Origin of the sequence: Streptomyces sp. NPDC058221, from assembly GCF_042882365.1 — a bacterium.
Taxonomy (GTDB): Bacteria; Actinomycetota; Actinomycetes; order Streptomycetales; family Streptomycetaceae; genus Streptomyces.
In genome coordinates this window covers 1-23,538 of record NZ_JBHVWF010000099.1, presented here as the reverse complement: position 1 = coordinate 23,538, position 23,538 = coordinate 1, and the positions used below count along the sequence as shown (strand labels likewise).

Below are 23,538 nucleotides of genomic sequence, written 5' to 3'. Positions count from 1 at the left end.
GCCGGAGTGTACGCAGCACCCGGCCCCGCTGGGAAGGGATTCGAACGCGGGTAGCCCCTGGTCAGCGACTGCCCTGCCGCATCAGCAGATCGCGCAGCGCGCGGGTGTGGCGGCGGCTGACGGCGAGTTCCGCGGTGCCGATGCGTACGCTCATGCTGCCCGCGTCCAGGCGCAGTTCGTCGATCCGGCCGAGCGCCACGAGGTGGCGGCGGTGGATGCGCACGAAGCCACGGGTCCGCCAGCGTTCCTCCAGAGTGGTCAGCGGGACGCGGACCAGATGGCTGCCGGTGGCGGTGTGCAGCCGCGCGTAGTCGCCCTGGGCCTCGGCGTACGCGATGTCGTCGATCGGGATGAAGCGGATGACGCCGCCGAGTTCGACCGGGATCTGGTCGTTCGCGGGGTCATGGGCGGGTGCGGATCGCTCGCCGACCTGTTCGGCGGCGCGGCGCACCGCTTCGGCGAGGCGTTCACGGCGTACGGGCTTGAGGACGTAGTCGACGGCCTTGAGGTCGAAGGCGTGTACGGCGAAGCCCTCGTGCGCGGTGACGAAGACGATGAGCGGCGGCGCGGCGAACCCGGCCAGCAGCTGGGCCACGTCGAGGCCGGTGAGGCCCGCCATGTGGATGTCGAGGAAGACGACGTCGATGGCGGCGGCATCCTCGGGCCCGGCCTCGACCGCACTGCCGATGCGGCGCAGCGCCTCGGTGGCCCCGGTGGCCCCTTCGGCGCTGCGGATGCGGGGATCGGCGCGCAGGAGGTACAGGAGCTCCTCCAGGGCGGGTTCTTCGTCGTCGACGGCGAGTACGCGCAGCATGAGGCCGGAGTGTAGACCGGCCGGGCACGCTACTTGAGCAGCTTGGAGAGCCTGCGGTCGGCGAGCGGTTTCCCGCCGGTCTGGCAGGTCGGGCAGTACTGGAGCGAGGAGTCGCTGAATGAGACCTCGCGGACGGTGTCCCCGCAGACCGGGCAGGCCTCCCCGGTACGCCCGTGCACCCGCATCCCGCTGCGCTTCTCGGCCTTGAGCCGGCCCGCCTCAAGACCGCTGGAGCGGGCGACGGCGTCGTCGAGCGTGGTGCGCAGGGCGGTGTGGAGCCGGGTGATCTCGTCGTCGGTGAGATGTGCGGTGGGCTTGAAGGGCGACATCTTCGCGACGTGCAGGATCTCGTCGCTGTAGGCGTTGCCGATGCCCGCGATCAGCGACTGGTCGCGCAGCGCGCCCTTGATCTGGCGGCGTTCACCGTCCAGAAGCGCGGCGAAGGCCTCCCGGTCGAAGGAGGGATCGAGCGGGTCGGGCCCGAGCCGGGCCACACCGGACACCTCGGCGGGGTCGTGCACGAGGTGGACGGCGAGGCGCTTGGTGGTTCCTGCCTCGGTGAGGTCGAAGCCGTCGCCGCCGGTCAGTACGGTGCGCAGGGCGAGCGGCCCCTTGCCGGGGCGCGGCGCAGTGGTGGGGAAGCTGTCCTTCCAGTGCAGCCAGCCGGCCCGTGCGAGGTGGGTGACCAGGTGCAGCGGGCCCACCGCGATGTCCAGGAACTTGCCGTGCCGCTGGACTCCGGTGACCGTACCGCCGTGCAGGGCGGTGAGCGGCGGGTCGTACGTCTTCAGGACGCTGATGGCGAGCGGAATGACGCGGTCGATCTCCCTGCCGACCAGGTGGTCGTCGAGGAAGACCCGCAGGGCTTCGACTTCCGGCAGTTCGGGCATGGTTCCCAGCCTGCCGCAGCCGTCGCCCCGGTGCCTACCGGAGGCCGTACACCCGCTCGGCCGTGGTGGCGAGAACGGCGGACCGTTCGTCGGGTCCGAGTCCCCCGACGAGAGTGTGGGCGGCCTCGACGACCTCGGTGTACGTGGCGGCGAGACGGCACACCGGCCAGTCCGAGCCGAACATCAGCCGGGACGGCCCGAAGGCGTCGAGGACGGTGTCGGCGTAGGGGCGCAGATCGTCGACGGTCCAGGCGCGCTGATCGGCCTCGGTGACCAGACCGGAGAGTTTGCACACGGTGTTGGGCAGGGCGGCGAGTGCCCGAAGGTCGTCGGCCCAGGGGTGCAGATCCCCGGTCGAGACCGGCGGCTTGCCCGCGTGGTCGAGTACGAAGGTGAGCCCGGGCAGCAGACCGGCCGCTCTGACGGCGGCGGGCAACTGGTGCGGCTGGACCACCAGGTCGTAGACGAGCCCGGCGTCGGCCACCGCGGCCAGGCCGCGCCGCACGTCGGCGCGCAGCAGCCACTCGGGATCGGGTTCGCTCTGCACCTGGTGGCGCAGCGAGACGAGCCGGTCGCCGCCGGGGAGCTCGCGCAGGGCGGCCAGGGTGTCGGCGATGTCCGGCGCGGTGAGATCGCTCCAGCCCACGACTCCGGCGACCAGATCGCTGCCGTCCGCGAGCGCGAGGAACTCGGGGGTCTCCTCGGGGACGGTGACGGTCTGCACGAGCACGGTGGCGCACACACCGTTGGCGCGGGCCTCCGGCTCCAGGTCGGCGAGGGAGAAGTCGCGGCGCAGGGGAGCCATGTCCTCGCCGGTGATCCACTCCTGGTCGCGTACCGCGAGGTCCCAGACGTGGTGGTGGGCGTCGACGATCCGCGGGATGCCGGTCATCTCACAGCTCCCAGACGGCGGGGAGGCCGGCCTCGGCGCCGTCCGAGGAGTAGTCGTGGGCGACGTCGAGGAGCTCGTCCATCCTGGCCTGCCAGGCGACGTTCACGGGGAGTTCCGCCAGTTCGGCGAGGAGCCGGGTGTAGTCCTCGCACTCGATGACGTGGAACAGGTCGGTTCCGCTGCGCCAGATCGACCAGGAGGTAGCCCCTGCGGCGCGGATCGCACGGGTCAGTTCGGCCGGGACCTCGCGGTGCGCGGCCTCGTACTGCGGTATGCGATCCGCGCGGACCTTGGTGTGCAGGGCGATACGCATGTCAGTGTCCGTTCTCGGTCAGCAGGCCCGTCTCGCGCAGTTCGTCCCAGAGGTCTTCGGGGACCGGCCGGCGCAGCAGCGCGGCGGCGTCACGCACCTCGACCGGGGAGCGCGTGCCGACGAGCACACCGGCGACGGCGGGATGGGTGAGCGGGTAGTGCAGGGCGGCGGCGCGCAGCGGCACGCCGTGGCCCTCGGTGACGGCCTTCAGGCGCAGGGCCCGGTCCAGGAGGTTCAGGGGCGCGGCGGCGTAGTCGTACGTCGCGCCGGGGCGCGGGTCGGCGAGGAGGCCGGAGTTGAAGACCCCGCCGACGACGACGCCACGGCCGCGGGCGGCTGCCTCGGGGAGCAGATCGGTCAGGGCGGACTGGTCGAGCAGAGTGTGGCGGCCGGCGCAGAGCACCACGTCGACATCGGTGTCGCGGAGGAAGCGGGTGAGCATCCCGGTCTGGTTCATGCCGGCCCCGATGGCACCGAGGACCCCCTCCGCGCGCAGCCTCTCCAGCTCCGGATAGGCCTGGTGGAAGGCGGCTTCGGCGTGGTCGTCCGGGTCGTGCAGATAGGCGATGTCGATGCGGTCGAGGCCGAGCCGGTCCAGGCTGTCCTCGATGCTGCGGCGGACACCGGCGGCGCTGAAGTCCCAGCGGCGGCGGTGGGTGGCCCGCACCGCGAAGCCCTCGGAGAGCCCTTCGGCGGCCGCGGGGCCGCCGCCGGGCAGCGGGTCGAGTATCCGGCCGACCTTGGTGGACAGTACGTACGAGTCGCGGGGGCGGCGGCGCAGCGCCTCGCCGAGCCGTCGCTCCGAGAGGCCGAGCCCGTAGTGCGGGGCGGTGTCGAAGTAGCGGATGCCCTCGTCCCAGGCGGCGTCGACGGCGGCCGCGGCCCGCGCCGGTTCGACCGCGCTGAAGAGATTGCCGATGGCGGCCGCCCCGAAGGACAGCTCGGTGACCTCGACCGCGCTGTTTCCCAGCCTGTTGCGCCGCATGCTTCCGCCGCCCTCCCCGATGATCGCTTGGTGCACCCGGCAAATATTCATCGGATCACTTGGGCGCGTCAACACCCCGGAGGTCATCAACTATGGCTATTGCACAGGAACCTGTCCGACCTATGGCTGGGTCTCGCGGCGCCGTCCCGGTCGGTCAGCGGGCGGGCAGCAGCGCGAGCAGCTCCGCCACCTCGTCCTCGGCACACCGGCCCAGCCGCTCCAGATCCGGCAGCGCCTTGCCGTCGGCCACCAGCCCGATCTGCACCCTGCCGCCGTACGTCGTGAGCGCCACGGCCAGCGACTGGCCGCGGGCCAGCGGTGCCATCGGGTACAGCGCGCGCAGCGGGCAGCCGCCGAGCGAGAGCGCCGAGCGCGGCAGCGGCACGCTGGTGACCAGTACGTCGAAGAGCATCCTGGCCGCGTTGCCGGCGAGCGGGGCACCGAAGCGGTGGGCCAGCGACGGCAGTTGGTCCGCCAGTACGGCGACCGCACCGGCCCCGCGCAGCGGTCCGGCGGCCTTGTTGCGGTCCATGGCTCCGCGTACCGCCCGCAGCCGTTCCCACGGGTCGGGTTCGGAGACCGGGAGCCCGAGCAGGTACGCGGAGAGCCGGTTCCCGGTGGCGGCGCCACCGGGACGCCGCCGGGAGACGGGGACCAGGGCGCGCGGATCGGCTCCGGGCAGCGGCTCTCCGCGCTCCAGCATCCAGCGGCGCAGCGCTCCGGCGACGACCGCGAGCAGCACGTCGTTGGACGTGCCGCCCGCAGCCCGCCGGATGCGCTGCACGGCGTCGAGGTCGAGATCGGCGGTGGCCAGCCGCCGGGTTCCGCTGGAGCTGGCGCTGAGCGCGGTCGCCCCGCGCAGATCGAGGCGGCTGGCCCGCACCAGCGAGGCGCCGACGCCGAAGGCCCGGCCGAGGTCCTCGATCCGCCCGATCGCGAGACCGGCGACCTGGCGCGGGCCGGGCATCCAGGAGCGCGGCGGCACGGGCCGGGCCCGGCCGGCCGGCGCTCCGGTCCGGCTGCCGCCCGCGAAGGAGGCGATCTCGTCGAAGATCCCGGCCCCGATGGCGACCGCGCGCATCCCGTCGGCGAGCGCGTGATGGAGCTTGACCAGGACGGCGAAGGGCCCGCCGGCCGCGCCGCCGATCAAGTACATCTGCCAGGGCGGCAGCCCCCTTCGCAGCGGCTGCTCCATCAGCTCACCGGCGAGCCTGGTGGCCGCGGCCATGAACGCGCCCTCGTCCCCCGCCTCGACCCCGGACAGGTCCACCCGCTTGACGTGCCGGTGGACATCGAAGTCCTTGTCCACGGACCAGGCCGCGCCGCCGACCGGCAGCAGCACGTCCCGCACCCGCATCCGCAGCCGGGGAATCGCGGCGGCCCTGGTGCCGAGCAGCTCCAGCAGGGTGTCGGAGCCGGGGGCCCCGCCGCCGTCACGGGAGAACACGGCGAGCGCACCGAGGTGCATGGGGTGGGCATCGGACTCGAGGTGCCAGAAGGCGAGATCGAGAGGTGCCAGTAGCTCAGTGCCCAACGGGTCCTCATGTCATCGAAGACAAAGACTGACGAGTCGCAGTCAATCTCGACCGATCGGTTACGGTCAAGTACAGACATGTTACGTTCTGTTACTTTGCCGTAGTGCTCAATTCCGCCGTCCGGCGGTGCCGATCCGGCGGGTCATTCGCGTGGCGGAATGATGAATTCGCACCAGACGCACTTGCCGGTGCCCCGCGACTCGACACCCCAGGCATCCGCCAGCCGGTCCACGAGCATCAGACCGCGGCCCGACACCCCGGACTCGCCCGCGTCCCGGCGGCGCGGGAGGGCGCTCGACCGGTCCTCGACATCGACCCGGAGCCGCCGCTCGGGCCCGGTGAGCACCCGGATGGTGACGATCGCCCCGCCGTCGGTGTGCATCAGCGCGTTGGTGGTCAGCTCGTCGGCGGCGAGCTCGACCTCGTCGGCCCGGCCCTTCGCACCCCAGGCCCGTACCGCCGCACGGATCATATGGCGTGCCGAGCTCAGCGCCTCGGGGTCGTTCTGCGCCACATGCTGCTGGAGCCGGCCGCCGGGCTGCGGGGCGTGGGCGGCCTTGCGACGCAGCAGCAGCACCGCGACATCGTCCTCGCCGCCACGCTCGTCGACCGACTCGCAGAGCCTGTCGGCCAGCTGCTGGAGGTCCTGCGGACCGTTTCTGATCATGCCGGTGAGCAGCTGCATCCCCTCGTCGAGATCGGCGCCGGGCAGCTCCACCAGACCGTCGGTGAACAGCACCATGGTCTGGCCGGGGTCCAGCTCGACGGTGCTGACCGAATACTCCAGCCGCCCGAACATCGCGGAGAGCCCGAGCGGCAGCCCGCCCTCGATGGGCACCTTGCGACAGCTCCCGTCGGCCTCCCGCACCAGCGGGTCCACATGGCCGGCCCGGACCATCTGCACGACCCCGGTGGTCAGATCGGCCTCCGCGTAGGTACAGGTCGCGAAGCGTTCGGTGTCGAGCTCGTGCAGGAAGACGGAGGCCCGCGCCATCACCGTCGCGGGGCTGTGCCCCTCGGCGGCGTAGGCACGCAGCACGATGCGCAGCTGACCCATGACGGCCGCCGCATGGGTGTCATGCCCCTGGACGTCCCCGATGACGGCACCCACCCTGCCGCCCGGCAGCGGGATGACGTCGTACCAGTCGCCGCCGATGCCCCGGCCCATCCGGGCCGAGCGGTACCGGACGGCGATCTGCGCACCGGGCACCTCGGGAATCCGGCGCGGCAGCATCGCCTGCTGGAGCCCCTCGGCCAGGTCGTGCTCCTGCTCGTAGAGCATGGCGCGCTGCAGGCTCTGAGCGATGGAGCTGCCGAGGGCGACCAGCAGATTGCGCTCGTCGCCGGTGAATCCGTCCTTTTCGCTGTAGAGCAGCCCCAGCGCGCCGATGGGACGGGCCTGGGCGATCAGCGGCAGGTAGGCCGCCGAGGTGATGCCGAGATGACTGATGTGGGGCCACAGGATCGGGTACGAGGTGGCGAAGTCCTCGGCGGACTCGATGAAACGGGGAGTGAGCGTGCGGACGACCTCGCTCATCGGATAGGGCTCGTCCGTCCGGGTGTACCGGGTGCCGGGCACGAAGGACCCCTCCGGCCCGTCCGCCACCAGGTGGATCCGCCCGGCCTCGATCAGGCCCATGACCAGGCTCGTCGCCCCCAGGTGCGCGAGCCCCTGGGAGTTCTTGAGTACATCCGTGACGTCCCTGACGGTGCGGGCGTGGGCCAGCGCCGCGGTGGTGCCCTCCACCAGGCTCGTCCGCTGCCGGCGCTCCTCGTCCAGCTCACGCCGGGCGGTGGAGTCGGCCAGTTCCTGGGTGGCGTCACGGACGATGCCGATGATCCGGCGGGGCCGCCCGGTCGCGTCGCGCTGGACGAAGCCCTGCGTATGGGTCCAGCGCAGGCTCCCGTCGCGGCGCAGGGTACGGAAGTAGGCACCGTAGTTGCTCCGCCCGCTCTTGAGTGCCTGAGCGACCAGGGCGTCCAGCCGCACGCCCTCGTCCGGTGGCACCCGCAGGCCGAGCGTCCCGGGCCGCTCGTCGTATTCGTCGGCCCGCAGATCGAACACGTCGAGGGCGGGCTGGTCCATGTGCATGAGGCCGCTGTCGAGGTCCCAGTCGAAGCTGCCCATACGGTTCAGGGCGAGACTGAGGTCCGGGTGGGCGGGCCAGTCGTCCGGGAGTGACAGGGCACCCGCTACCCGATCATCCATATGGGTAACTCTGCCATTATTTGTCCGAATCTTCGAGTGAGCTGTCCACCTGCTGAACGTGCGATGGAACACATTCCGCAGACGGGTCCGCACGGCCGGATTCCAAGGGATCGGCATGGTCGCCGCCGGTCAGGAGTGCCGGAAACCGGCGCAGAAGGCCGACCCGCCCCGGAATCGGACGGAGGCAGCGGCTAACGTGTGCGGAGGGCGAACTAAGCCAAGCCTTACCAAGGCCCGCCCTGTCCGTGTTCGCCCGTTCTAAGGAACAGCCCTCCATGACACGCCCCGTCCGCGTAGCCATCGTCGGAGCCGGTCCCGCCGGAATCTACGCAGCGGATGCGCTGCTCAAATCCGAGGCCGCCTCCGACCCGGGCGTTTCCATCGACCTGTTCGAGCGGATGCCCGCACCCTTCGGCCTGATCCGTTACGGCGTGGCCCCGGACCACCCGCGCATCAAGGGCATCGTGCAGGCCCTCCACCAGGTCCTGGACAAGCCGCAGCTGCGGCTCTTCGGCAACGTCGACTACCCGAACGACATCGGCCTGGACGAGCTGCGGACCTTCTACGACGCCGTGATCTTCTCGACCGGCGCCGACGCCGACCGGGCCCTGGACATACCGGGCAGCGAGCTGGACGGCTCGCACGGTGCCGCAGACTTCGTCTCCTGGTACGACGGCCACCCGGACGTGGCCCGCACCTGGCCGCTGGAGGCCGAGAAGGTCGCGGTCCTGGGTGTCGGCAACGTGGCCCTGGACGTGGCCCGCATGCTCGCCAAGACCGGTGACGAACTGCTGCCGACGGAGATCCCCGCCAACGTCTACGAGGGCCTCAGGGCCAACAAGGCTCTGGAGGTGCACGTCTTCGGGCGGCGCGGTCCCGCCCAGGCCAAGTTCAGCCCGATGGAGCTGCGCGAACTGGACCACTCGCCGAACATCGAGGTCATCGTCAACCCCGAGGACATCGACTACGACCAGGGTTCGATCGAAACCCGGCGCGGCAACAAGCAGGCCAATATGGTCGCCTCCACGCTGGAGAACTGGGCGATCCGCGATGTCGGCGACCGGCCGCACAAGCTCTTCCTGCACTTCTTCGAGTCCCCCGTCGAGATCCTGGGCGAGGACGGCCGGGTCGTCGGACTGCGCACCGAGCGCACCGAGCTGGACGGCACCGGCAACGTGAAGGGCACCGGCAACTTCCACGACTGGGACGTGCAGAGCGTCTACCGCGCGGTCGGCTACTACTCGCAGGAGCTGCCCAAGCTCCCCTTCGACGTCGCGTCCGGCACCGTTCCGCACGCGGCCGGACGGGTCATCGCCGGCGACGAGCCGATGGATTCCGTGTACGTCACCGGCTGGATCAAGCGCGGTCCGATCGGTCTGATCGGGCACACCAAGGGCGATGCCAACGAGACCGTCGCCTGCCTGCTGGAGGACCACACCACCGGGAAGCTGCCCGCCCCGGCGCGGCCCGAGCCGGAGGCCGTCACCGACTTCCTCCGGACCCGCGGCGTCCGCTACACCACCCGTGAGGGCTGGTACCGCCTGGACGCCCACGAGCGGGCCCTCGGCGAGGAGCAGGGCCGCGAGCGGGTCAAGGTCGTGGAGCGCAACGGCATGCTGGACGCCTCCGAGGCGTAGCCGCCACCACGCCGACGGCCCCGGGCAGGTCTCCGTACAGGAGATCCGCCCGGGGCCGTCGGCCGTTCCGTCGCGGGGCCTGGGGGTCAGCGCCCCTGCAGCGCCTTGACGTTGTCGCCGAAGGTCCAGTCCCTGGAGCCGTCCCAGTTCAGCGACCAGTCCATCAGGCCCTTCAGGCTGCCGCTGTAGTGGTTCCAGGCCTGGGAGACGAGGCCTGGATCCATGTAACCACCGCCCGCGCCCGGCTGGGCGGGCAGTCCCGGGACCTGCTTGTCGTAGGGCACCTTGACGGTGGTGCCCTGGACGACGAGCCCCTTGTCCAGACAGTCGGTCTGGGCGGTGAACCCCTCGACCGTGCCCGCGGAGTACGAGTCGCCGGCGCAGCCGTACATGCTCCCGTTGTAGTACTGCATGTTCAGCCACCAGAGCCGGCCGTTGTCCGCGTACTTCTTCACGATGGGCAGGTACGCGCCCCAGATCGAGCCGTAGGTGACGCTGCCGCCCGTGACGTACGCCGTCTCCGGAGCCATCGTCAGGCCGAAGTTCGACGGCATCGCGGCGAGCACCCCGTCGATGATGCGGATCAGGTTGGACTGCGAGGCCGACAGCCGGCTGATGTCGCCGCTGCCGCTCAGCCCGGTCTCGATGTCGATGTCGATGCCGTCGAAGTTGTACTCCTTGAGGATCGGCACCACCGTTTCGACGAAACGGTCGGCCACCGCGCTGGAGCTGAGGTCGATGCCGGCCGTCGCACCGCCGATGGACATCAGGGTGGTGAGCCCGGACGCCTTCGCCCGGCACATCTCGGCGGGGGTCGGGACCTTCACGGTCGAGTCCATCCCGTCCTCCCACTGGACGGTGCCGTCGGAGAGGATGACGGGGAAGGCCGCGTTGATCACGTTGTAGCCGTGCTGCGTGATGCGGCTGTCGGTGACGGGGATCCAGCCCAGTGGCGGGTGCACACCGTTGGAGGCGCCGTCCCAGTTCTCCCAGTACCCCTGGAGCACCTTGCCCGCAGGCTTCGACTTGACCGCACAGGTGTCCTCCTGTGCGGAGCTGGGAGTCGCCGCGACCAGCATCTGCACGACACAGGCGGCCGCGAGGCCGACCCCCAGCAGACGTGATGTCCGACCGAACATGCCCGGTTCCCTTCGTGGGGTGAAGCCCGGAGGAGCCGAAAATGCCATGATCCTGACAAGCCAGAACCGCCGGCACCCCGGCCGCCACAACGCGGCACACGTTAAAGTGGTCCAGACCTTCCGTCAATAGGTCTGGACCATAAGCGCGCCACCTCGAACGGGCCCCGGCTCACCCGGTGACGGGCTCGGCAACACCGTCGGCACCGTCCGGCCACGGCAGTTCGATCGCGGTCTGCGGTTCCTCCGTCATCGACGGCACCAGATCCCCAGGGGGCTCCTCCGGCTCGGCCGGGGTACCGGTCGGCTCCTCCGACGGCAGCCCCGGGGGTTCGGTGGCATCGTCCGACGGCGGGTCCGTCGGACAGCGCGGCGTCGCCCGGTCGTCACCCGGGGCCTTCGACGGTCCGGCCGAGGGGCTCGCGGTCACGGCAGCCTCCTCGCCGGGCGGCGTCGGGGCCCCCGGCGTCGGGCAGTCGGTCGGCGTCGGTTCCTGCGGCGGTACGTCGGGCAGCGGTCCGGTGATGTCGGCGCCCGGGTCGTACGGCGGCGGCACCTCGGGCGTGCGGTCCCGCGCGCCCTCGTCCCCGGTCCGCCGCTCGACCCAGGCGTTGTGCACGACGTCGACGATCACCAGTTCCGTGACCTCGCGCGGGGTGGGCTCGACGCCGACGATGCGCGCCGGGTCGTAACCGGTCCACTCCCCGCCCCGGTCGGCCGCCGCACGCGCACCGTTCGGCGGGCTCAGCGGGTTTCCGCAGGCGCACCGCACGCGCGGCAGCCCGTGGCTGTCGACCATCACCGCGGTACCGGCCTGGAGCACGGACTGGAACGTGGTCGCGGTTCCCGCGTCGTAGCCGTGGTTGGCGACGCGGGTGTCGGCACGCAGCAGGACCGGGGTGAGCCCGCGCAGGAAGCCGGCGATGCCGGCCGGGGCGATGCCCGCGGCGTGCGCGAAGGCCTTCCCCTTGGCGCGGTCGGCGGCCAGGAAGGCGACCTCCTTCTCGACGTCGCAGGAGGCGACGGACCGGGTGCCGCCGTAGAGGCCCGGGGTGGAGCCGGCGAGCTCGTGAACAGCGCCGTCACCCGGGGCAGGGGTCTGCGGTGGGCCGGTGTGCGAGGGTGTCGGCGTCGCACCGGGCGGCCTGGCCGTCGATCCGGTGAAGGGATCCGGCCCCCGGGCCCCGGCCGGCTGCAGGAGGACCTGCCGCACGTCGGCCGTCCCCTCGGTGCCGTTACTGCTGCCCGGGGTGACCTGTGCGCAGCCCGCGGCGAGGAGTATCCCGGCGGACAGCGCGGCGCCGGCGGTGCGACGCAGACGTATGGGTGAGCGCACGAAGAGATCTCCTGCCGGTTCACCGGTCCCGAGTGGCCCTCTCATGTCTGCCGCAGTTGCTCCTCCCCCGCAAGCCGACGACAGAGGGGGAGCGGGAACCGGAACCGGGTCGGCCACGGCCGCGCCGACTTCGAGGCCGCCGGTGCTGCGGTCACCGAATTCCGCATGCACCGCGCCTCCGGAGCCAGGGTCGAGGCGTCGGCACCACGCGCCGAGCCCGGGGCGGCCGTTCGGGTGGCGCTGGGGGGCGGCCCGTTCGCGTTCTCAGCTCCCTGCCGGGTCGTCTGGACCGAGTACGGACCGCGGCGCATCGGCTTCGCCTACGGAACGCTGCCCCGGCACCCCGAGTGCGGTGAGGAGTCCTTCGTGGTCGGTCTCGCGGACGACGGGACGGTGTCGTTCACCGTCATGGCGTTCAGCCGCCCGGTCCGCCGGTACTCCCGGCTCGCCGGCCCGCTCGTACCGGTGGCCCAGCGCTGGTACGCGCGCAGACTCGGCCGCACGCCGCGCCGGATCGTCGCAGAGAGTGCGAACGGCGCGGGTGAAGCGCCCGGAAGGTCGCCGGGCCGATACTGGAGTCGATGGAGTGGTTCACCGCAGACGGGTACTGGCTCAGCCGGCTGATCTTTCAGCGGGCGCTCGCCGTCATCTATCTGACCGCCTTCCTCACCGCCGCGCTCCAGTTCCGGGCGCTGATCGGTGAGCGCGGCATGCTGCCCGTTCCCGCGCTCCTGCGACGCACCGACTGGCGCACCGCGCCCGGACTCTTCCGTCTCCACTACTCCGACCGCTTCTTCGCGCTCGTCGCCTGGACCGGCTGTGCGCTCTCCGTCGCACTGATCGCCGGTCTGGACAGTCACCTGCCCCTGTGGGCGTCGATGCTGCTGTGGGCCCTGCCCTGGGCGCTGTATCTGTCGATCGTCCAGGTCGGCGACACCTGGTACGGCTTCGGATGGGAGTCGCTGCTGCTGGAGACCGGCTTTCTCGCCGTCTTCCTGGGCAACGCGGACACCGCCCCGCCGGTGCTGGTGCTGTGGCTGCTGCGCTGGGTGCTCTTCCGGGTCGAGTTCGGTGCCGGGCTGATCAAGATCCGGGGCGACGCGTGCTGGCGCAAGCTGACATGTCTGTACTTCCACCACGAGACGCAGCCGATGCCAGGACCGCTGAGCTGGTTCTTCCACCACCTCCCCCGGCCGCTGCACCGGGCCGAGGCGGCCGCCAACCATGTGACCCAACTGCTCGTACCGGTGCTGCTCTTCACCCCGCAGCCGGTGGCGAGCGCGGCGGCCGGGCTGATGGTCCTCACCCAGCTGTGGCTGGTGCTGTCGGGCAACTTCGCCTGGCTCAACTGGCTGACGATCGTGCTCGCCCTGTCGGCCGTCGACTGGTCCCTGGCCGCCGAGCCACCCGCGCAGTCCGGCGCACCACTCTGGTACGAGGTCGTGGTCATCGCCGTCACCGCCCTGGTCCTGCTGCTCAGCTACCGCCCGGCCCGCAATCTGGTCTCGCGCCGCCAGGTGATGAACCGCTCCTTCGACCCGCTGCACCTGGTCAACACCTACGGCGCGTTCGGCAGCATCAGCCGGGTGCGGCTGGAGGTGGTGGTCGAGGGGACGGACGAGCAGACCGTGCACCCGGGCACAATCTGGCGGGAGTACGGCTTCCGCGGGAAGCCGGGTGATCCGGGGCGGCTGCCGCGCCAGTTCGCCCCGTACCACCTGCGGCTCGACTGGATGATGTGGTTCGCCGCGCTCTCGCCCGCCTACGCCCGCCCCTGGTTCGGCCCGTTCGTGGAGCGGCTGCTGGAGAACGACCGGGACACGCTGCGGCTGCTGCGGCACAACCCGTTCCCCGACGCCCCGCCGGCCCACGTCCGCGCCAGGGTGTTCCGCTACCGGTACACGACCTGGCGCGAACTGCGGGCCACCGGGCAGTGGTGGCACCGCACCTATGTACGGGACTTCATGCGCCCGGTGCCACCGGGCACGTCCCCCGTCAGCCCGACCAGGCGATCTTGAACACCCAGGCGTGTTCGCCGGTCCTGCGGGCCGCCGCCGGCACGTCGATCACCAGCGAGCCGCCCGTGGTGCGCCAGCTCAGCGGCCGGTCGTACCCGAGCAGCGTGATGCGGTCACCGCTGCGGACCGGGACGGGGGCCCCGACGGTCAGGGTCGCGCCGGGCCTGGCCAGCGAGTGGATGTAGAACGCCTTGTCCGGCCGGACGGTGAACCGCAGGTCCTCGCCCAGCTGCGGCATCCGCGACCAGTACGTGGTGTCGTAGACCGCCTCGCCGTTGGTCCTCAGCCACTCCCCCGTCTCGCGCAGCCTGCGCTGCATGATGTCCGGGATGGTGCCGTCGGCCTTCGGCCCGATGTCGAGCAGGAAGTTGCCGTTCTTGGAGACGATGTCGACGAGCGAGTGCACGATCTCCTCGGCCGTCATGTACTTCTCGTCCGGCGTCTGTGCGTTGTAGCCGTAGCTGTAGGGATCGAGGCCGCGGCTGGATTCCCACTTGGCGGTGACGATCCGGTCGTACGTCGCGTACTCGGGCGTCGTGAAGTCGTGCGAACCGATTCCGGAGCGGTCGTTGACCGTGACGTCGATGGGCCGGGCCCGGTTCTTGGCGTGGTTGAAGTACTCGGCGAGCACCCGGTGGCTGTCGTTGTCGCCGCCGATGTCGCACCAGATGATCTCGGGGTCGTACCCCTCGACCAGCTCCAGCATCTGCGGCCCCTGGAACTCGGTGACGTAGTCCCGGCCCGCCGTGTGGCCGGTGTACGGGACGGGTTCCAGGGTGTACGGGTTGCGCGGGGCGTGCCCCATCCACGGGTGGTCCGGGTTGAACCACTCGGGCATGGAGAAGTACAGCCCGCGGTGGAGTTCGGGGGCGTAGCGCCGTGAAGCGTCGAAGAGTTCCCTGATCACATCGCGCTTGGGGCCCATCTTCACCGAGTTGCGGTCGGAGAGCTTGGTGTCCCAGAGCGCGAAGCCCTCGTGGTGTTTCGAGGTGAGGACGTGGTACTGCGCCCCGGCGTCCCGGAACAGCTCCACCCAGGCGCGGGGGTCGAAGTGTTCGGCGCGGAACCGCGGGATGAAGTCGTCGTACGCGAAGGACTCGCCGTAGGTGTCGCGGTGATGGGCGTAGGTGGGGTTGTCCGGGTCCTGCATCTGGTTCCAGTACCACTCGGCGTACTGCGTGCCGACCGGCGCCCAGGCCGGCACCGAGTAGATGCCCCAGTGGATGAAGATGCCGAACTTCGCGTCCTGGAACCAGTAGGGCGCCTGGTGGCTGGAGAGGGACGCGTCCGTGGGCGTGTAGTCGGGGACGCCGAGGGTGAGTGAGCGCCGGACGGTTGCCGCCTGCTGCCCGCGGCCGCGGGCGACCACGCTGCCGTCCCGGGCGGTGCCGGGGGCGGTGCCCGGTCTGTTGCGGACTCCGATACGGACGCGGGCCTGGTCACCGGGGGCGAGGCGGGTGACGCGGGCCGGTGCGACGGTCCGCGCGCCGGGCACGTCCACCGAGAGGGTGAGGCCGTCGGCGGCGAGGATTCCCACCGTGCCCGCATTGACGACGGTGGCCTCGACGCTCTGCGCGCCGTGGTCCAGCAGAGAGGTCGTGGACCGGGCATCGCGCACCGCCAACGCCCGCCCCTGGGCCGCGGGTTGGAGGGAGAGCGCGAAGATGTGCAGGCTGGCCTTGTTCTCCTCGGCGGGCTGGGTGGTGGGCAGCGTCAGCGCGACGGCGTCCCGCGCCGGGTCGAGCGGGATCTCGGACACGGCGATGGAGACCGGGTGCGGGTCCTTCGCGCCGTCGGGTCCGTAGCGGTAGGCGGCTGTCAGGTCGCCGCTGCCCGAGTACCAGTCGGGTCCGCCGAGGGCCGGGGCCGATGTGGTGCCGTCGGCGTAGTGCACCGTCGCCGTGCCGGACGCCGTTCCGTAGCTGCACGCGGCGAGGAGGAGGGCGGAGAGATAGCGGCCCGCCGGGAGGTCGATGCGCTGGCCGAAGGCGACGACGTTGTTCTTCGCTCCGGCCCCGGCGGCCGGGAAGCGGAAGGTCGTGCCGGCGATCTCCCGTTCCCCTGCGGGGAGTTCCTCACCGGGGAAGGTGTAGCCGGAGCCGTCGAAACTGCCGCCGCCGGCCTCGGCGGTGTCGATGCCGTCGTTGTCGAACCAGTCGTCGAGGGGGACGGGGACGGCCGGGGGAACGGCTCCCCAGTCACCGCCGTGCACGGTCTCGGGTCCGGCCCCGGTGGGGTGCGGGGCCGCTTCGGCGGTGGCGGGGGTGAGCAGGGCGGCGCCGACTGCCGCCCCTGCCGTCATTCCGAGTACATGGCGCCTGGGAAGTTCGGTCATGACGTCCGATGATTGGAGCGCGACGCGAACCTGTCAATGCAATCTTCCAGACAGAACGAAACACCGTCCCCGCATCCATCGGATGACTCGGGGGAGAAAACGGTGCGGGCCGGGCATGTGACGCCCGTTCCGCACCGGTCCGGCTACTTCTCGTGCTTGCGGGCCCGGAGCAGTTTGTGGATCTGCTTGACGAGTTCGTCGTCGCTGGTCACAGGCGCGTCGGGGACCAGCGCGCCGAGGCGCTCGGCGGTCTGGAAGTCGTACGCCCGCTCCTCCTCCTCGCCGGGAACGCTGTCGTACTCCTCCTTGGCGCGGAAGCCGACGGTCATGTCCACGGCCTTGGCGATGATCCAGGTGAGGATGAAGGAGAAGGCGATCACGGCGACGATCGCCACGAGCTGCTTGCCCAGCAGCCCCCAGCCACCGCCGTAGAAGAGTCCCTTCTTGCCGCTGATCCGCGCGGTGGCGAACAGGCCGACCATGATCAGGCCGATCAGACCTCCGACGCCGTGCACACCCACCACGTCAAGGGTGTCGTCCACTCCGAAACGGAATTTGAGGGTGATCGCGAAGGCGCACACCGCACCCACGACGAGGCCGGTGATGACGGCGCCGAGCGTGTTGATCTCACCGCAGGCCGGGGTGATGGCGACCATGCCCGCGACAGCGGACGAGACGACGCCCATCGTGGTGACCCGGCCGGTGCGCCACTTCTCCACCAGCGGCCAGGTGACCATCGCGCCGGCCGCCCCGAGCTGGGTGTTGATGAAGGCCCCGGCTGCTGAGCCCTGGTCGCTCAGTGCGGAACCGGAGTTGAAGCCGAACCAGCCGAACCAGAGCAGACCGACCCCGATGACCACAAGCGGAATGTTGTTGGGACGCTCCTCGCGGCGGGCGAAGTCGCGCGGGGCCCGTAGCACGAGCGCGACGGCGAGACCCGCGACGCCGGAGTTGAGCTCCACCGGGAGACCGCCGGCGAAGTCGAGGGCACCGAGGTGCCTGACGATCCAGCCGTCCGAGTCGAACACCCAGTGGGCGATGGGAATGTAGACGATGAGCAGCCACAGCACGACGAAGACGAGCCAGCCCCTCATCGTGGCGCGGTCCGCGATCGAACCGCTGACCAGCGCCACCGTGATGATGGCGAAACCCATCTGGAAGGTGCTGTAGACGTAGGTCGGGATCGATCCGGTCAGCGTGGTCAGGTCGATGCCGCGCATGAACACGTGATCGAGGTTGCCGATGACCCCGGCACCTCCGACATCGGGGCCGAACGCCAGCGTGTATCCGAGGATCCACCAGACGAGGGTGCCGAACGCGAGCGCGGCGAAACTCATCTTGATCATCATCAGCACGTGCCGGGTGCGCACCATGCCGCCGTAGAAGAACGCCAGGCCGGGCGTCATCAGCAGCACCATGGCGGTGGAGGCGAGCAGCCATGCGGTGTCACCGGAGTCGTATGCGGGTGGCATCGGCGCGGGAGCGGTGTTCATCGGCGGATACCTCGTGGGTGTCGTGGGGACGGGAGGGCGCGGACTGGCTCTAGGGCTTGCGCAGATCGGGGGCCGGATGGCCGGTGAGCAGCCGGCGTACGGACTGCCAGGCGGCCCGGTGGGCCGCGGCCACCCGGATCGGGCTGTCGTCCAGGAGCCGCACCCAGGCACCGCAGTCCCGGGGCAGGACGCTCACGCCGTACCGGACACCGAGTCCGGCCAGCGCCTCGTGCAGGACGTCGGCGAGTTCGGCGGCAGGCGTGCGGTCGGTCACGACGAAGAGCGAGGCGACATGGTCGTGACCGGCGAACACCCCGGGGCCGAGGACTCCTTGGCCCTCCGGCCCGGGGGCCAGGCGCAGGGTGTCGAGGGCGAGCAGGGTGCCGTCGGGCCGGCTGATGCGCAGGTCGGTGGCGAGGACCCGGTAGGCGTGGCGCTCGCCGCGGGCGAGCCGTCCCGCGGTGAGGGTGTCGCCGACGAGGACGGTGGCGCCCGGCGCGACCGTGACCTCGGTGCGCTGGTAGAAGCGCGCGTCCTTGAACGGGATCAACGGGTCGGGCAGGTACTCGACATAGCTCCCGGCCTCCGCCGTCAGGTGCACCCGCTGGCTCGCGTAGTCGTGCTCCATCCGGAAGATCTTGGTGGCGGCCTGGGTGGTCAGATGGACCTGGGTGTCCGGGCCGCAGCGGAAGTCCATCCGGTAGCGGTCGGCCTGCGCCACGCCGCCGCCGGTCGCCATCAGATAGACGTAGCTCATGCCGGGCTGCGCGGGGTCGATCCACAGCGGGCGCATGATCTGCAGCGGTGTCTTCTGGTAGCGCTCGACGAGTTCGGTGCGCCCGCCCCGCACGGCGAAGGCGAGGTCGAGGATGCCGACCTTGGCCGGGGAGCCGGGCGCGAGCGTGTCGGGCACGGAGGCCAGGGCGGCCACGTCCGGCGGGATCCGGACCGCGGCGTAGTACTCCTCGGCGAGCCGGTCGGCCGGTGGCCGGTGCGGGGCGAGCGTCATCTCAGATCAGCACCTTGCGGCGCGATTCGAGGTAGACCGCGATGTCGTCGATGCCGACGCCGGTCAGGCAGTCGGTGAGGACGACGGGGCGGTTGTCCCGGACCCGGTGGGCGTCGGACTCCATGATGCCGATGTCCGTGCGGACGTACTTGGCGATATCGATCTTGTTGATGACGAGCAGATCGCATTCGGTGATGCCGGGGCCGCGCTTACGGGGCATCTTCTCGCCCTCCGCGGTGTCCAGCACGAAGAGGAAGAGGTCCACGAGGGCCGGGCTGAAGGTCAGGGTGAGGTTGTCGCCGCCGGACTCGTAGAGCAGCGTGTCGGTGTCCGGGAAGCGCTCCAGCATCTCGGCGCCGGCCGCCAGGTTCATCGTGGGGTCGTCACGTACGGCCGTGTGCGGGCAGGCGCCCGTCTCCACGCCGACGACCCGCTCCGGTTCGAGGACCCCGGCCAGTGTGCGGCGGACGTGCTGGGCGTCCTCCTGGGTGTAGATGTCGTTGGTGATCACGGCGGGGCGGTGTCCGCGCTCGATCAGCATCGGCACCAGCGCCTCGATGAGCGCCGTCTTGCCGGATCCGACCGGTCCGCCGATGCCGACCCGCAGTACGTTGTCGTCCATGGTGCTCCCTGGTGTGAGACGGGGGTTTGGTTTCAGCTGGCGAAGAGCCGTGCCTCGGCGCGCTCATGACGGCCCGACATGATGTCCGAGGCGAAGACGGTGGCGCCGACGTCGTCGAGTTCGCGCCGCAGCGCCGCCTCGACGACCTCTTCGATGACGGGCGCCGCGCCTCGCAGAAGCGTCTGCGCCGAGCGGTGGTCGGTCAGCCTCAGCCGCAGGGCCGCGCCCGCGAAGCTGACACAGAACGCGAACAGGTCCGCGGCGACGGCCTGCCGGACGGGGACCCCGGTGGCGGCGTAGATGACGCCTGCGGCCACCGCCTGGGTGCCGGGGGCCTCGCGGCGTACCACGCGGCCGAAGTAGTCGCCGATCTCCGGGCGGTCGAAGACCTCCTGGCCCAGGTCGAGCAGCTGCCGCCCGGTCCGGGTGGCGGCCTGGCGCATCTCGCGGCCCAGCTTGGTGGCGAAGAGGTGCTCGTCGATCCGGACGACGGCCGCCGGGTCGCCCGCCGCCGTCGCGCGATGGGCGAGGGCGAGCGCCGTGGCGTCGGCGGGACCGACGCCGTGCAGCAGGAGGTCCTGGAGCAGCAGCGGTACGGAGCCGGGGCCGACGGCCCCGGCCTGGGCGAAGCCCTCCAGACTGTGCGACAGCGTGTAGAAGCCGCTCGGGAACGCCGAGTCGGTCAGCTGGAGGCTGACCAGCAGCGGTCCGAGACCCGTTCCGGCCGCGGTCATGACCGGAACGGGCTCGCCCACGCTGTCGCCCTCGTTGCGGTACATCGGCCCTAGACCAGGAAGTACAGGTGGTTGAGGGGCAGCGTCTCGGCCGGGTCGATGGTGGCGACCTTGCCGTTGAGCGTGACCTTGAACGTCTCCGGGTCGACCTGGATGTCCGGCAGCGCGTCGTTGCGGACCATGTTGTGCTTGCCGATGGTGCGGGTGCGGCGGACCGGCAGGACCCGGCGCTCCAGGCCGAGTTCGGCCGGCACCCCGGCGGCGATGCCCGCCTGGGACATGAAGGTGACGTGGGTCGCCTGCAGCGCCTTGCCGAACTGGCCGAACATCGGCCGGTAGATGACCGGCTGCGGGGTCGGCAGAGAGGCGTTGGGGTCGCCCATCTGCGCCCAGGAGATGATGCCGCCCTTGATCACGACCTTCGGCTTGGCGGCGAAGGAGTGGATGGGCCACAGCACGATGTCGGCGAGCTTGCCCTTCTCGATCGATCCCACGTGATCGGCGATGCCGGAGGCGATGGCCGGGTTGATGGTGACCTTGGCGAGGTAGCGCAGCACCCGCTGGTTGTCGTTGCGCGCCGAGTCGCCCTCCAGCCTGCCGAGCTTGTCCTTGCAGTGGTGCGCGGTCTGGAAGGCCCGGGTGACGGACTCCCCGATCCGGCCCATGGCCTGGGAGTCGGAGGAGAACATGCTGATCACGCCGAGGTCGTGCAGCACGGACTCCGCTGCGATCGTCTCGGCCCGCACGCGGCTGTCGGCGAAGGACACGTCCTCGGGGATGTCATGGCTGAGGTGGTGGCAGACCATGACCATGTCGAGGAGCTCGTCCACCGAGTTCTTGGTGTACGGCAGGGTCGGGTTGGTGGACGACGGCAGGACGTTCGGCTCGCCGGCGACCCGCATGATGTCGGGTGCGTGGCCGCCGCCCGCGCCTTCGCTGTGGAAGGTGTGGATGGCGCGGCCGTCGATCGCGGAGCGGGTGTCCTCGAAGAAGCCGCTCTCGTTCAGGCTGTCGGTGTGGATGGAGACCTGGACGTCGTGCGCGTCGGCGACGTTCAGGGCGTTGTCGATGACGGCCGGGGTGGCGCCCCAGTCCTCGTGCACCTTGAGGCCGCAGGCGCCCGCGACGACCTGCTCGTTGAGCGCCTCCGGCAGGCTGCCGTTGCCCTTGCCCATGATGCCGAGGTTGACCGGCCAGCCCTCGGCGGCCTGGAGCAGCTTGGCGATGTTGAACGGGCCGGGGGTGCAGGTCGTGCCGTTGGAACCGTCCGTCGGCCCGGTGCCGCCGCCGATGAGGGTGGTGATGCCGTTGGTCAGCGCCTGTTCGGCCTGCTGCGGGGCGATCAGGTGGACGTGGGTGTCGATGGCGCCCGCGGTCGCGATGAGGTGCTCCCCCGCGATGGCTTCGGTGCCGGGACCGACAACCAGATCCGGGTCGACGTTGTTCTGCGTCTGCGGGTTGCCGGACTTGCCGATGCCGACGATGAAGCCGTCCTTGATGCCGATGTCGCACTTGACGACACCGACCATCGGGTCGATGACCACGACGTTGGTGATGACGGTGTCGAGAGCGCCCTGGGCGGCCGTGGCCTGCGGGTCGGAGGCCATGCCGTCGCGCATGGTCTTCCCGCCGCCGTAGACGACCTCGTCGCCGTACTGGCCCTCGCTGTAGTCCTTCTCGACCTCGACGACGAGGTTGGTGTCGGCGAGGTGGAAGCGGTCGCCGACCGTCGGGCCGAACATGTCGGTGTACTGCTTGCGGGGCAGGATGGGCATCAGCGCGAACCCTTCTTCTTTTCCTTGGTGGCCTTGGAACCCTTGGCGGCGGGCTTTGCTGCGGGCTTGGCCGCAGGCTTGGTGCGCTTGGCGGCGGGGACGTCCTGCGCGCCCTGGAACCCGCGCTCGATGGCCTTGCGGACGGCCTCGACGCGCGCGGGGTGGGAGGAGAGGCTGCCGTTGAGCAGCCCGCTGAAGCCGACCAGCCGGCCGGTGCCGGCGTACGCGCACAGCTCGACCTCGCGCGAACCGCCGGGCTCGAAACGCACGGAGGTGCCGGCCGCGATGTTGAGGTGCATACCGAGCGTCTCCTGGCGGTCGAACGACAGCGCCGAGTTGACCTCGAAGAAGTGGTAGTGGGAGCCGATCTGCACCGCACGGTCTCCGGTGTTGCTCACGGTGACCTTCAGGGTGCGGCGGCCCGCGTTGAGCTCGACGGGGTCCTTGCCGTAGAGGTATTTCTGACGGAACGTCATGCGATGCTCCTGATGACTTGGCCCGCTCCATCGGCGGACGGGTGCGGGTGCGTGTGCGTGTGTCCGGTGCCGTGATCGTGGGGGTGACCGTGGTCGTGCCCCTCGCCCGGTGGGTGGGTGTGGGAGTGCCCGTGGTTCTCGGCCGCGGTCAGCCCGGCCGCGATGCCGTCGTCGCCGTGCTCGCGCCATCGCCGCCGGGCGTCAGCCACTCGCTCGGCCAGTACGCGTCGTAGCGAGGACGCGGAAACGAGCGGGCCGGCCCGGTCCACCGGCAGCGGGTCCCCGCCGGTGACCTCGGGCTCCTCCGGCAGTGCGAAACCGGCCGGGAGCAGCATCACGCGCTCCGCGCCGAGCAGCCGGCAGCGCCGGACTCCCTCGGCAGGACCAGGGTCCCCGCCGGTGAACGCCACCTCGACCAGGGCGTGCCGGCCGTAGCGGCGTACGAGTGCGGCGATCCGGTACAGCTCCGCGTCCTCGAACGGGTCGCCGGAAGGGGCTGTGACCAGCAGGGCGGAGGCCTCGGGAACCCGACCTGCCGCTGCGCGCAGCCAGCCGACGAGATGCTGGGCGGTGCCGAACGGTTCGGCGAGCACCGTAGGGGCACGCTCCCCGCCGGGAACGGCACGCAGGGTGCGGGCGGTGTCTGCGACGAGTTCGGGGTCACGGCCGAGTGTCATCGGGACGACCACGGTCTCCTCGCCCCTGCGCAGCCGTGCGGAGATGCTCCGGAACAGCTCGCGCCCGTTCGGCACGACGGCCACCTCGGGGTCCACCAGCCCCTCCAGCGCCCGCCCGTACGCGGCTTCATGACCGCATACGGCGATGACACCGCAGCCCTCGGCCACGGGGTCAGCCACCGACGGGGTCATGGCAGGACACCAGTTTCGTTCCGTCCACGAAGGACGCCTCGACCTGGAGCAGGCCGAGCATCTCCCGCACGCCGGGCATGGTGTCCGACTCGGCCACGACATGGCGGCCCAGTTCCATGCAGTCCGCGACGTTCTTGCCGTCGCGCGCGGCTTCGAGGATCGCCTCGGTGATCAGCGCGACCGACTCGCTGTAGTTGAGCTTGAGGCCGCGCCCCTGGCGCTTGCGCGCCAGGTCGGCCACCACGTACACCAGCAGCTTGTCGATCTCGCGAGGGGCGAGGTTCATCGTCAGTACCTTCCTCGGGTTGTACAGGGGGGGAGGGCTGGAGGCCCGGGAGGGGCCGGGGCGGTCAGCCGCTCCGGCGCAGGCGGGGCAGCAGCGGCACGGCGGCCATCAGCGCCCAGGTGGTGAGAATGAACGGCCAGGTGAAGGTGTGACCGCCGAAGGGCTTGAAGAAGG

20 protein-coding genes and 2 pseudogenes are annotated in these 23,538 nt (G+C 70.9%); 3 read left to right on the top strand and 19 right to left on the bottom strand.

What is annotated here, in order from left to right; genetic code table 11:
• Nucleotides 1-61: 61 nt before the first annotated feature.
• The 7 genes from ACFVW8_RS26890 to ACFVW8_RS26860 form a co-directional block, all read right to left on the bottom strand.
• Nucleotides 62-814 carry a LytR/AlgR family response regulator transcription factor gene (locus ACFVW8_RS26890; protein ID WP_389694313.1) on the bottom strand — a complete coding sequence of 251 codons (753 nt, stop codon included), beginning with the start codon at nucleotides 812-814 and terminating at the stop codon, nucleotides 62-64.
• 29 nt (nucleotides 815-843) lie between these two features.
• Entirely contained in the window at nucleotides 844-1,704 is an 861-nt protein-coding gene (locus ACFVW8_RS26885) for an Fpg/Nei family DNA glycosylase (protein ID WP_389694311.1), read from the bottom strand.
• Between the two features lie 34 nt (nucleotides 1,705-1,738).
• A complete protein-coding gene (locus ACFVW8_RS26880; protein WP_389694309.1) occupies nucleotides 1,739-2,596 on the bottom strand; it encodes an amidohydrolase family protein in 858 nt (285 codons plus the stop codon).
• A 1-nt stretch (nucleotide 2,597) separates the two neighbouring features.
• Nucleotides 2,598-2,909, bottom strand: a complete 312-nt coding sequence (locus ACFVW8_RS26875; protein WP_389694307.1) for an L-rhamnose mutarotase — start codon at nucleotides 2,907-2,909, stop codon at nucleotides 2,598-2,600.
• Nucleotide 2,910: 1 nt separating this feature from the next.
• Nucleotides 2,911-3,894, bottom strand: coding sequence for an aldo/keto reductase (locus ACFVW8_RS26870; RefSeq protein ID WP_389694305.1), 984 nt, complete (start codon nucleotides 3,892-3,894; stop codon nucleotides 2,911-2,913).
• 154 nt (nucleotides 3,895-4,048) lie between these two features.
• On the bottom strand, nucleotides 4,049-5,428 hold the full coding sequence (locus tag ACFVW8_RS26865; protein WP_389694303.1) for a wax ester/triacylglycerol synthase family O-acyltransferase: 1,380 nt from the start codon (nucleotides 5,426-5,428) through the stop codon (nucleotides 4,049-4,051).
• Nucleotides 5,429-5,571: 143 nt separating this feature from the next.
• Complete coding sequence (locus tag ACFVW8_RS26860; protein WP_389694301.1) at nucleotides 5,572-7,638, bottom strand: SpoIIE family protein phosphatase; 2,067 nt, start codon at nucleotides 7,636-7,638, stop codon at nucleotides 5,572-5,574.
• Nucleotides 7,639-7,913: 275 nt separating this feature from the next.
• On the opposite strand from ACFVW8_RS26860, the gene ACFVW8_RS26855 reads away from it, so the two are divergent.
• Nucleotides 7,914-9,275, top strand: coding sequence for an FAD-dependent oxidoreductase (locus ACFVW8_RS26855; protein WP_389694299.1), 1,362 nt, complete (start codon nucleotides 7,914-7,916; stop codon nucleotides 9,273-9,275).
• Nucleotides 9,276-9,361: 86 nt separating this feature from the next.
• On the opposite strand, the gene ACFVW8_RS26850 is transcribed toward ACFVW8_RS26855, so the two are convergent.
• Both ACFVW8_RS26850 and ACFVW8_RS26845 read right to left on the bottom strand, forming a co-directional pair.
• Nucleotides 9,362-10,414 (bottom strand): chitinase, encoded by a 1,053-nt coding sequence (locus ACFVW8_RS26850; RefSeq protein ID WP_389694297.1) that lies wholly within the window; start codon nucleotides 10,412-10,414, stop codon nucleotides 9,362-9,364.
• Nucleotides 10,415-10,583: 169 nt separating this feature from the next.
• Nucleotides 10,584-11,747: a DUF6777 domain-containing protein gene (locus ACFVW8_RS26845; protein WP_389694296.1), complete on the bottom strand. Its 1,164-nt coding sequence runs from the start codon at nucleotides 11,745-11,747 to the stop codon at nucleotides 10,584-10,586.
• Nucleotides 11,748-11,843: 96 nt separating this feature from the next.
• On the opposite strand from ACFVW8_RS26845, the pseudogene ACFVW8_RS26840 reads away from it, so the two are divergent.
• Nucleotides 11,844-12,269: pseudogene (locus ACFVW8_RS26840) on the top strand (DUF1990 family protein); the annotation flags it as partial.
• A 59-nt stretch (nucleotides 12,270-12,328) separates the two neighbouring features.
• Entirely contained in the window at nucleotides 12,329-13,765 is a 1,437-nt protein-coding gene (locus ACFVW8_RS26835; RefSeq protein ID WP_389694294.1) for a lipase maturation factor family protein, read from the top strand.
• Here ACFVW8_RS26835 and ACFVW8_RS26830 read toward each other — a convergent pair.
• From ACFVW8_RS26830 to ACFVW8_RS26785, 10 genes and pseudogenes are all read right to left on the bottom strand, one after another.
• Entirely contained in the window at nucleotides 13,743-16,100 is a 2,358-nt protein-coding gene (locus ACFVW8_RS26830) for an alpha-L-fucosidase (RefSeq protein ID WP_389694292.1), read from the bottom strand. The two genes, ACFVW8_RS26835 and ACFVW8_RS26830, sit on opposite strands and share 23 nt — an antisense overlap.
• 143 nt (nucleotides 16,101-16,243) lie before the next feature.
• On the bottom strand, nucleotides 16,244-17,593 hold the full coding sequence (locus ACFVW8_RS26825) for an ammonium transporter (RefSeq protein WP_389694290.1): 1,350 nt from the start codon (nucleotides 17,591-17,593) through the stop codon (nucleotides 16,244-16,246).
• Between the two features lie 49 nt (nucleotides 17,594-17,642).
• Nucleotides 17,643-18,602, bottom strand: a complete 960-nt coding sequence (locus tag ACFVW8_RS26820; protein WP_389694289.1) for an urease accessory protein UreD — start codon at nucleotides 18,600-18,602, stop codon at nucleotides 17,643-17,645.
• Between the two features lies 1 nt (nucleotide 18,603).
• Entirely contained in the window at nucleotides 18,604-19,224 is a 621-nt protein-coding gene (gene ureG / locus ACFVW8_RS26815; protein WP_389694287.1) for an urease accessory protein UreG, read from the bottom strand.
• 32 nt (nucleotides 19,225-19,256) lie between these two features.
• Entirely contained in the window at nucleotides 19,257-20,003 is a 747-nt protein-coding gene (locus tag ACFVW8_RS26810; RefSeq protein WP_389694285.1) for an urease accessory protein UreF, read from the bottom strand.
• Between the two features lie 5 nt (nucleotides 20,004-20,008).
• Nucleotides 20,009-21,733 (bottom strand): urease subunit alpha, encoded by a 1,725-nt coding sequence (ureC, locus tag ACFVW8_RS26805; protein WP_389694283.1) that lies wholly within the window; start codon nucleotides 21,731-21,733, stop codon nucleotides 20,009-20,011.
• Complete coding sequence (locus tag ACFVW8_RS26800) at nucleotides 21,733-22,209, bottom strand: urease subunit beta (protein ID WP_389694281.1); 477 nt, start codon at nucleotides 22,207-22,209, stop codon at nucleotides 21,733-21,735. The genes ureC and ACFVW8_RS26800 overlap by 1 nt, the downstream gene beginning before the upstream one ends.
• Nucleotides 22,206-23,054: a sirohydrochlorin chelatase gene (locus ACFVW8_RS26795; RefSeq protein ID WP_389694332.1), complete on the bottom strand. Its 849-nt coding sequence runs from the start codon at nucleotides 23,052-23,054 to the stop codon at nucleotides 22,206-22,208. Before ACFVW8_RS26795 ends, ACFVW8_RS26800 begins: the two co-directional genes overlap by 4 nt.
• Before the next feature lie 4 nt (nucleotides 23,055-23,058).
• Complete coding sequence (locus ACFVW8_RS26790) at nucleotides 23,059-23,364, bottom strand: urease subunit gamma (RefSeq protein ID WP_389694279.1); 306 nt, start codon at nucleotides 23,362-23,364, stop codon at nucleotides 23,059-23,061.
• Nucleotides 23,365-23,428: 64 nt separating this feature from the next.
• Nucleotides 23,429-23,538, bottom strand: a pseudogene (locus ACFVW8_RS26785) (urea transporter); the annotation flags it as partial.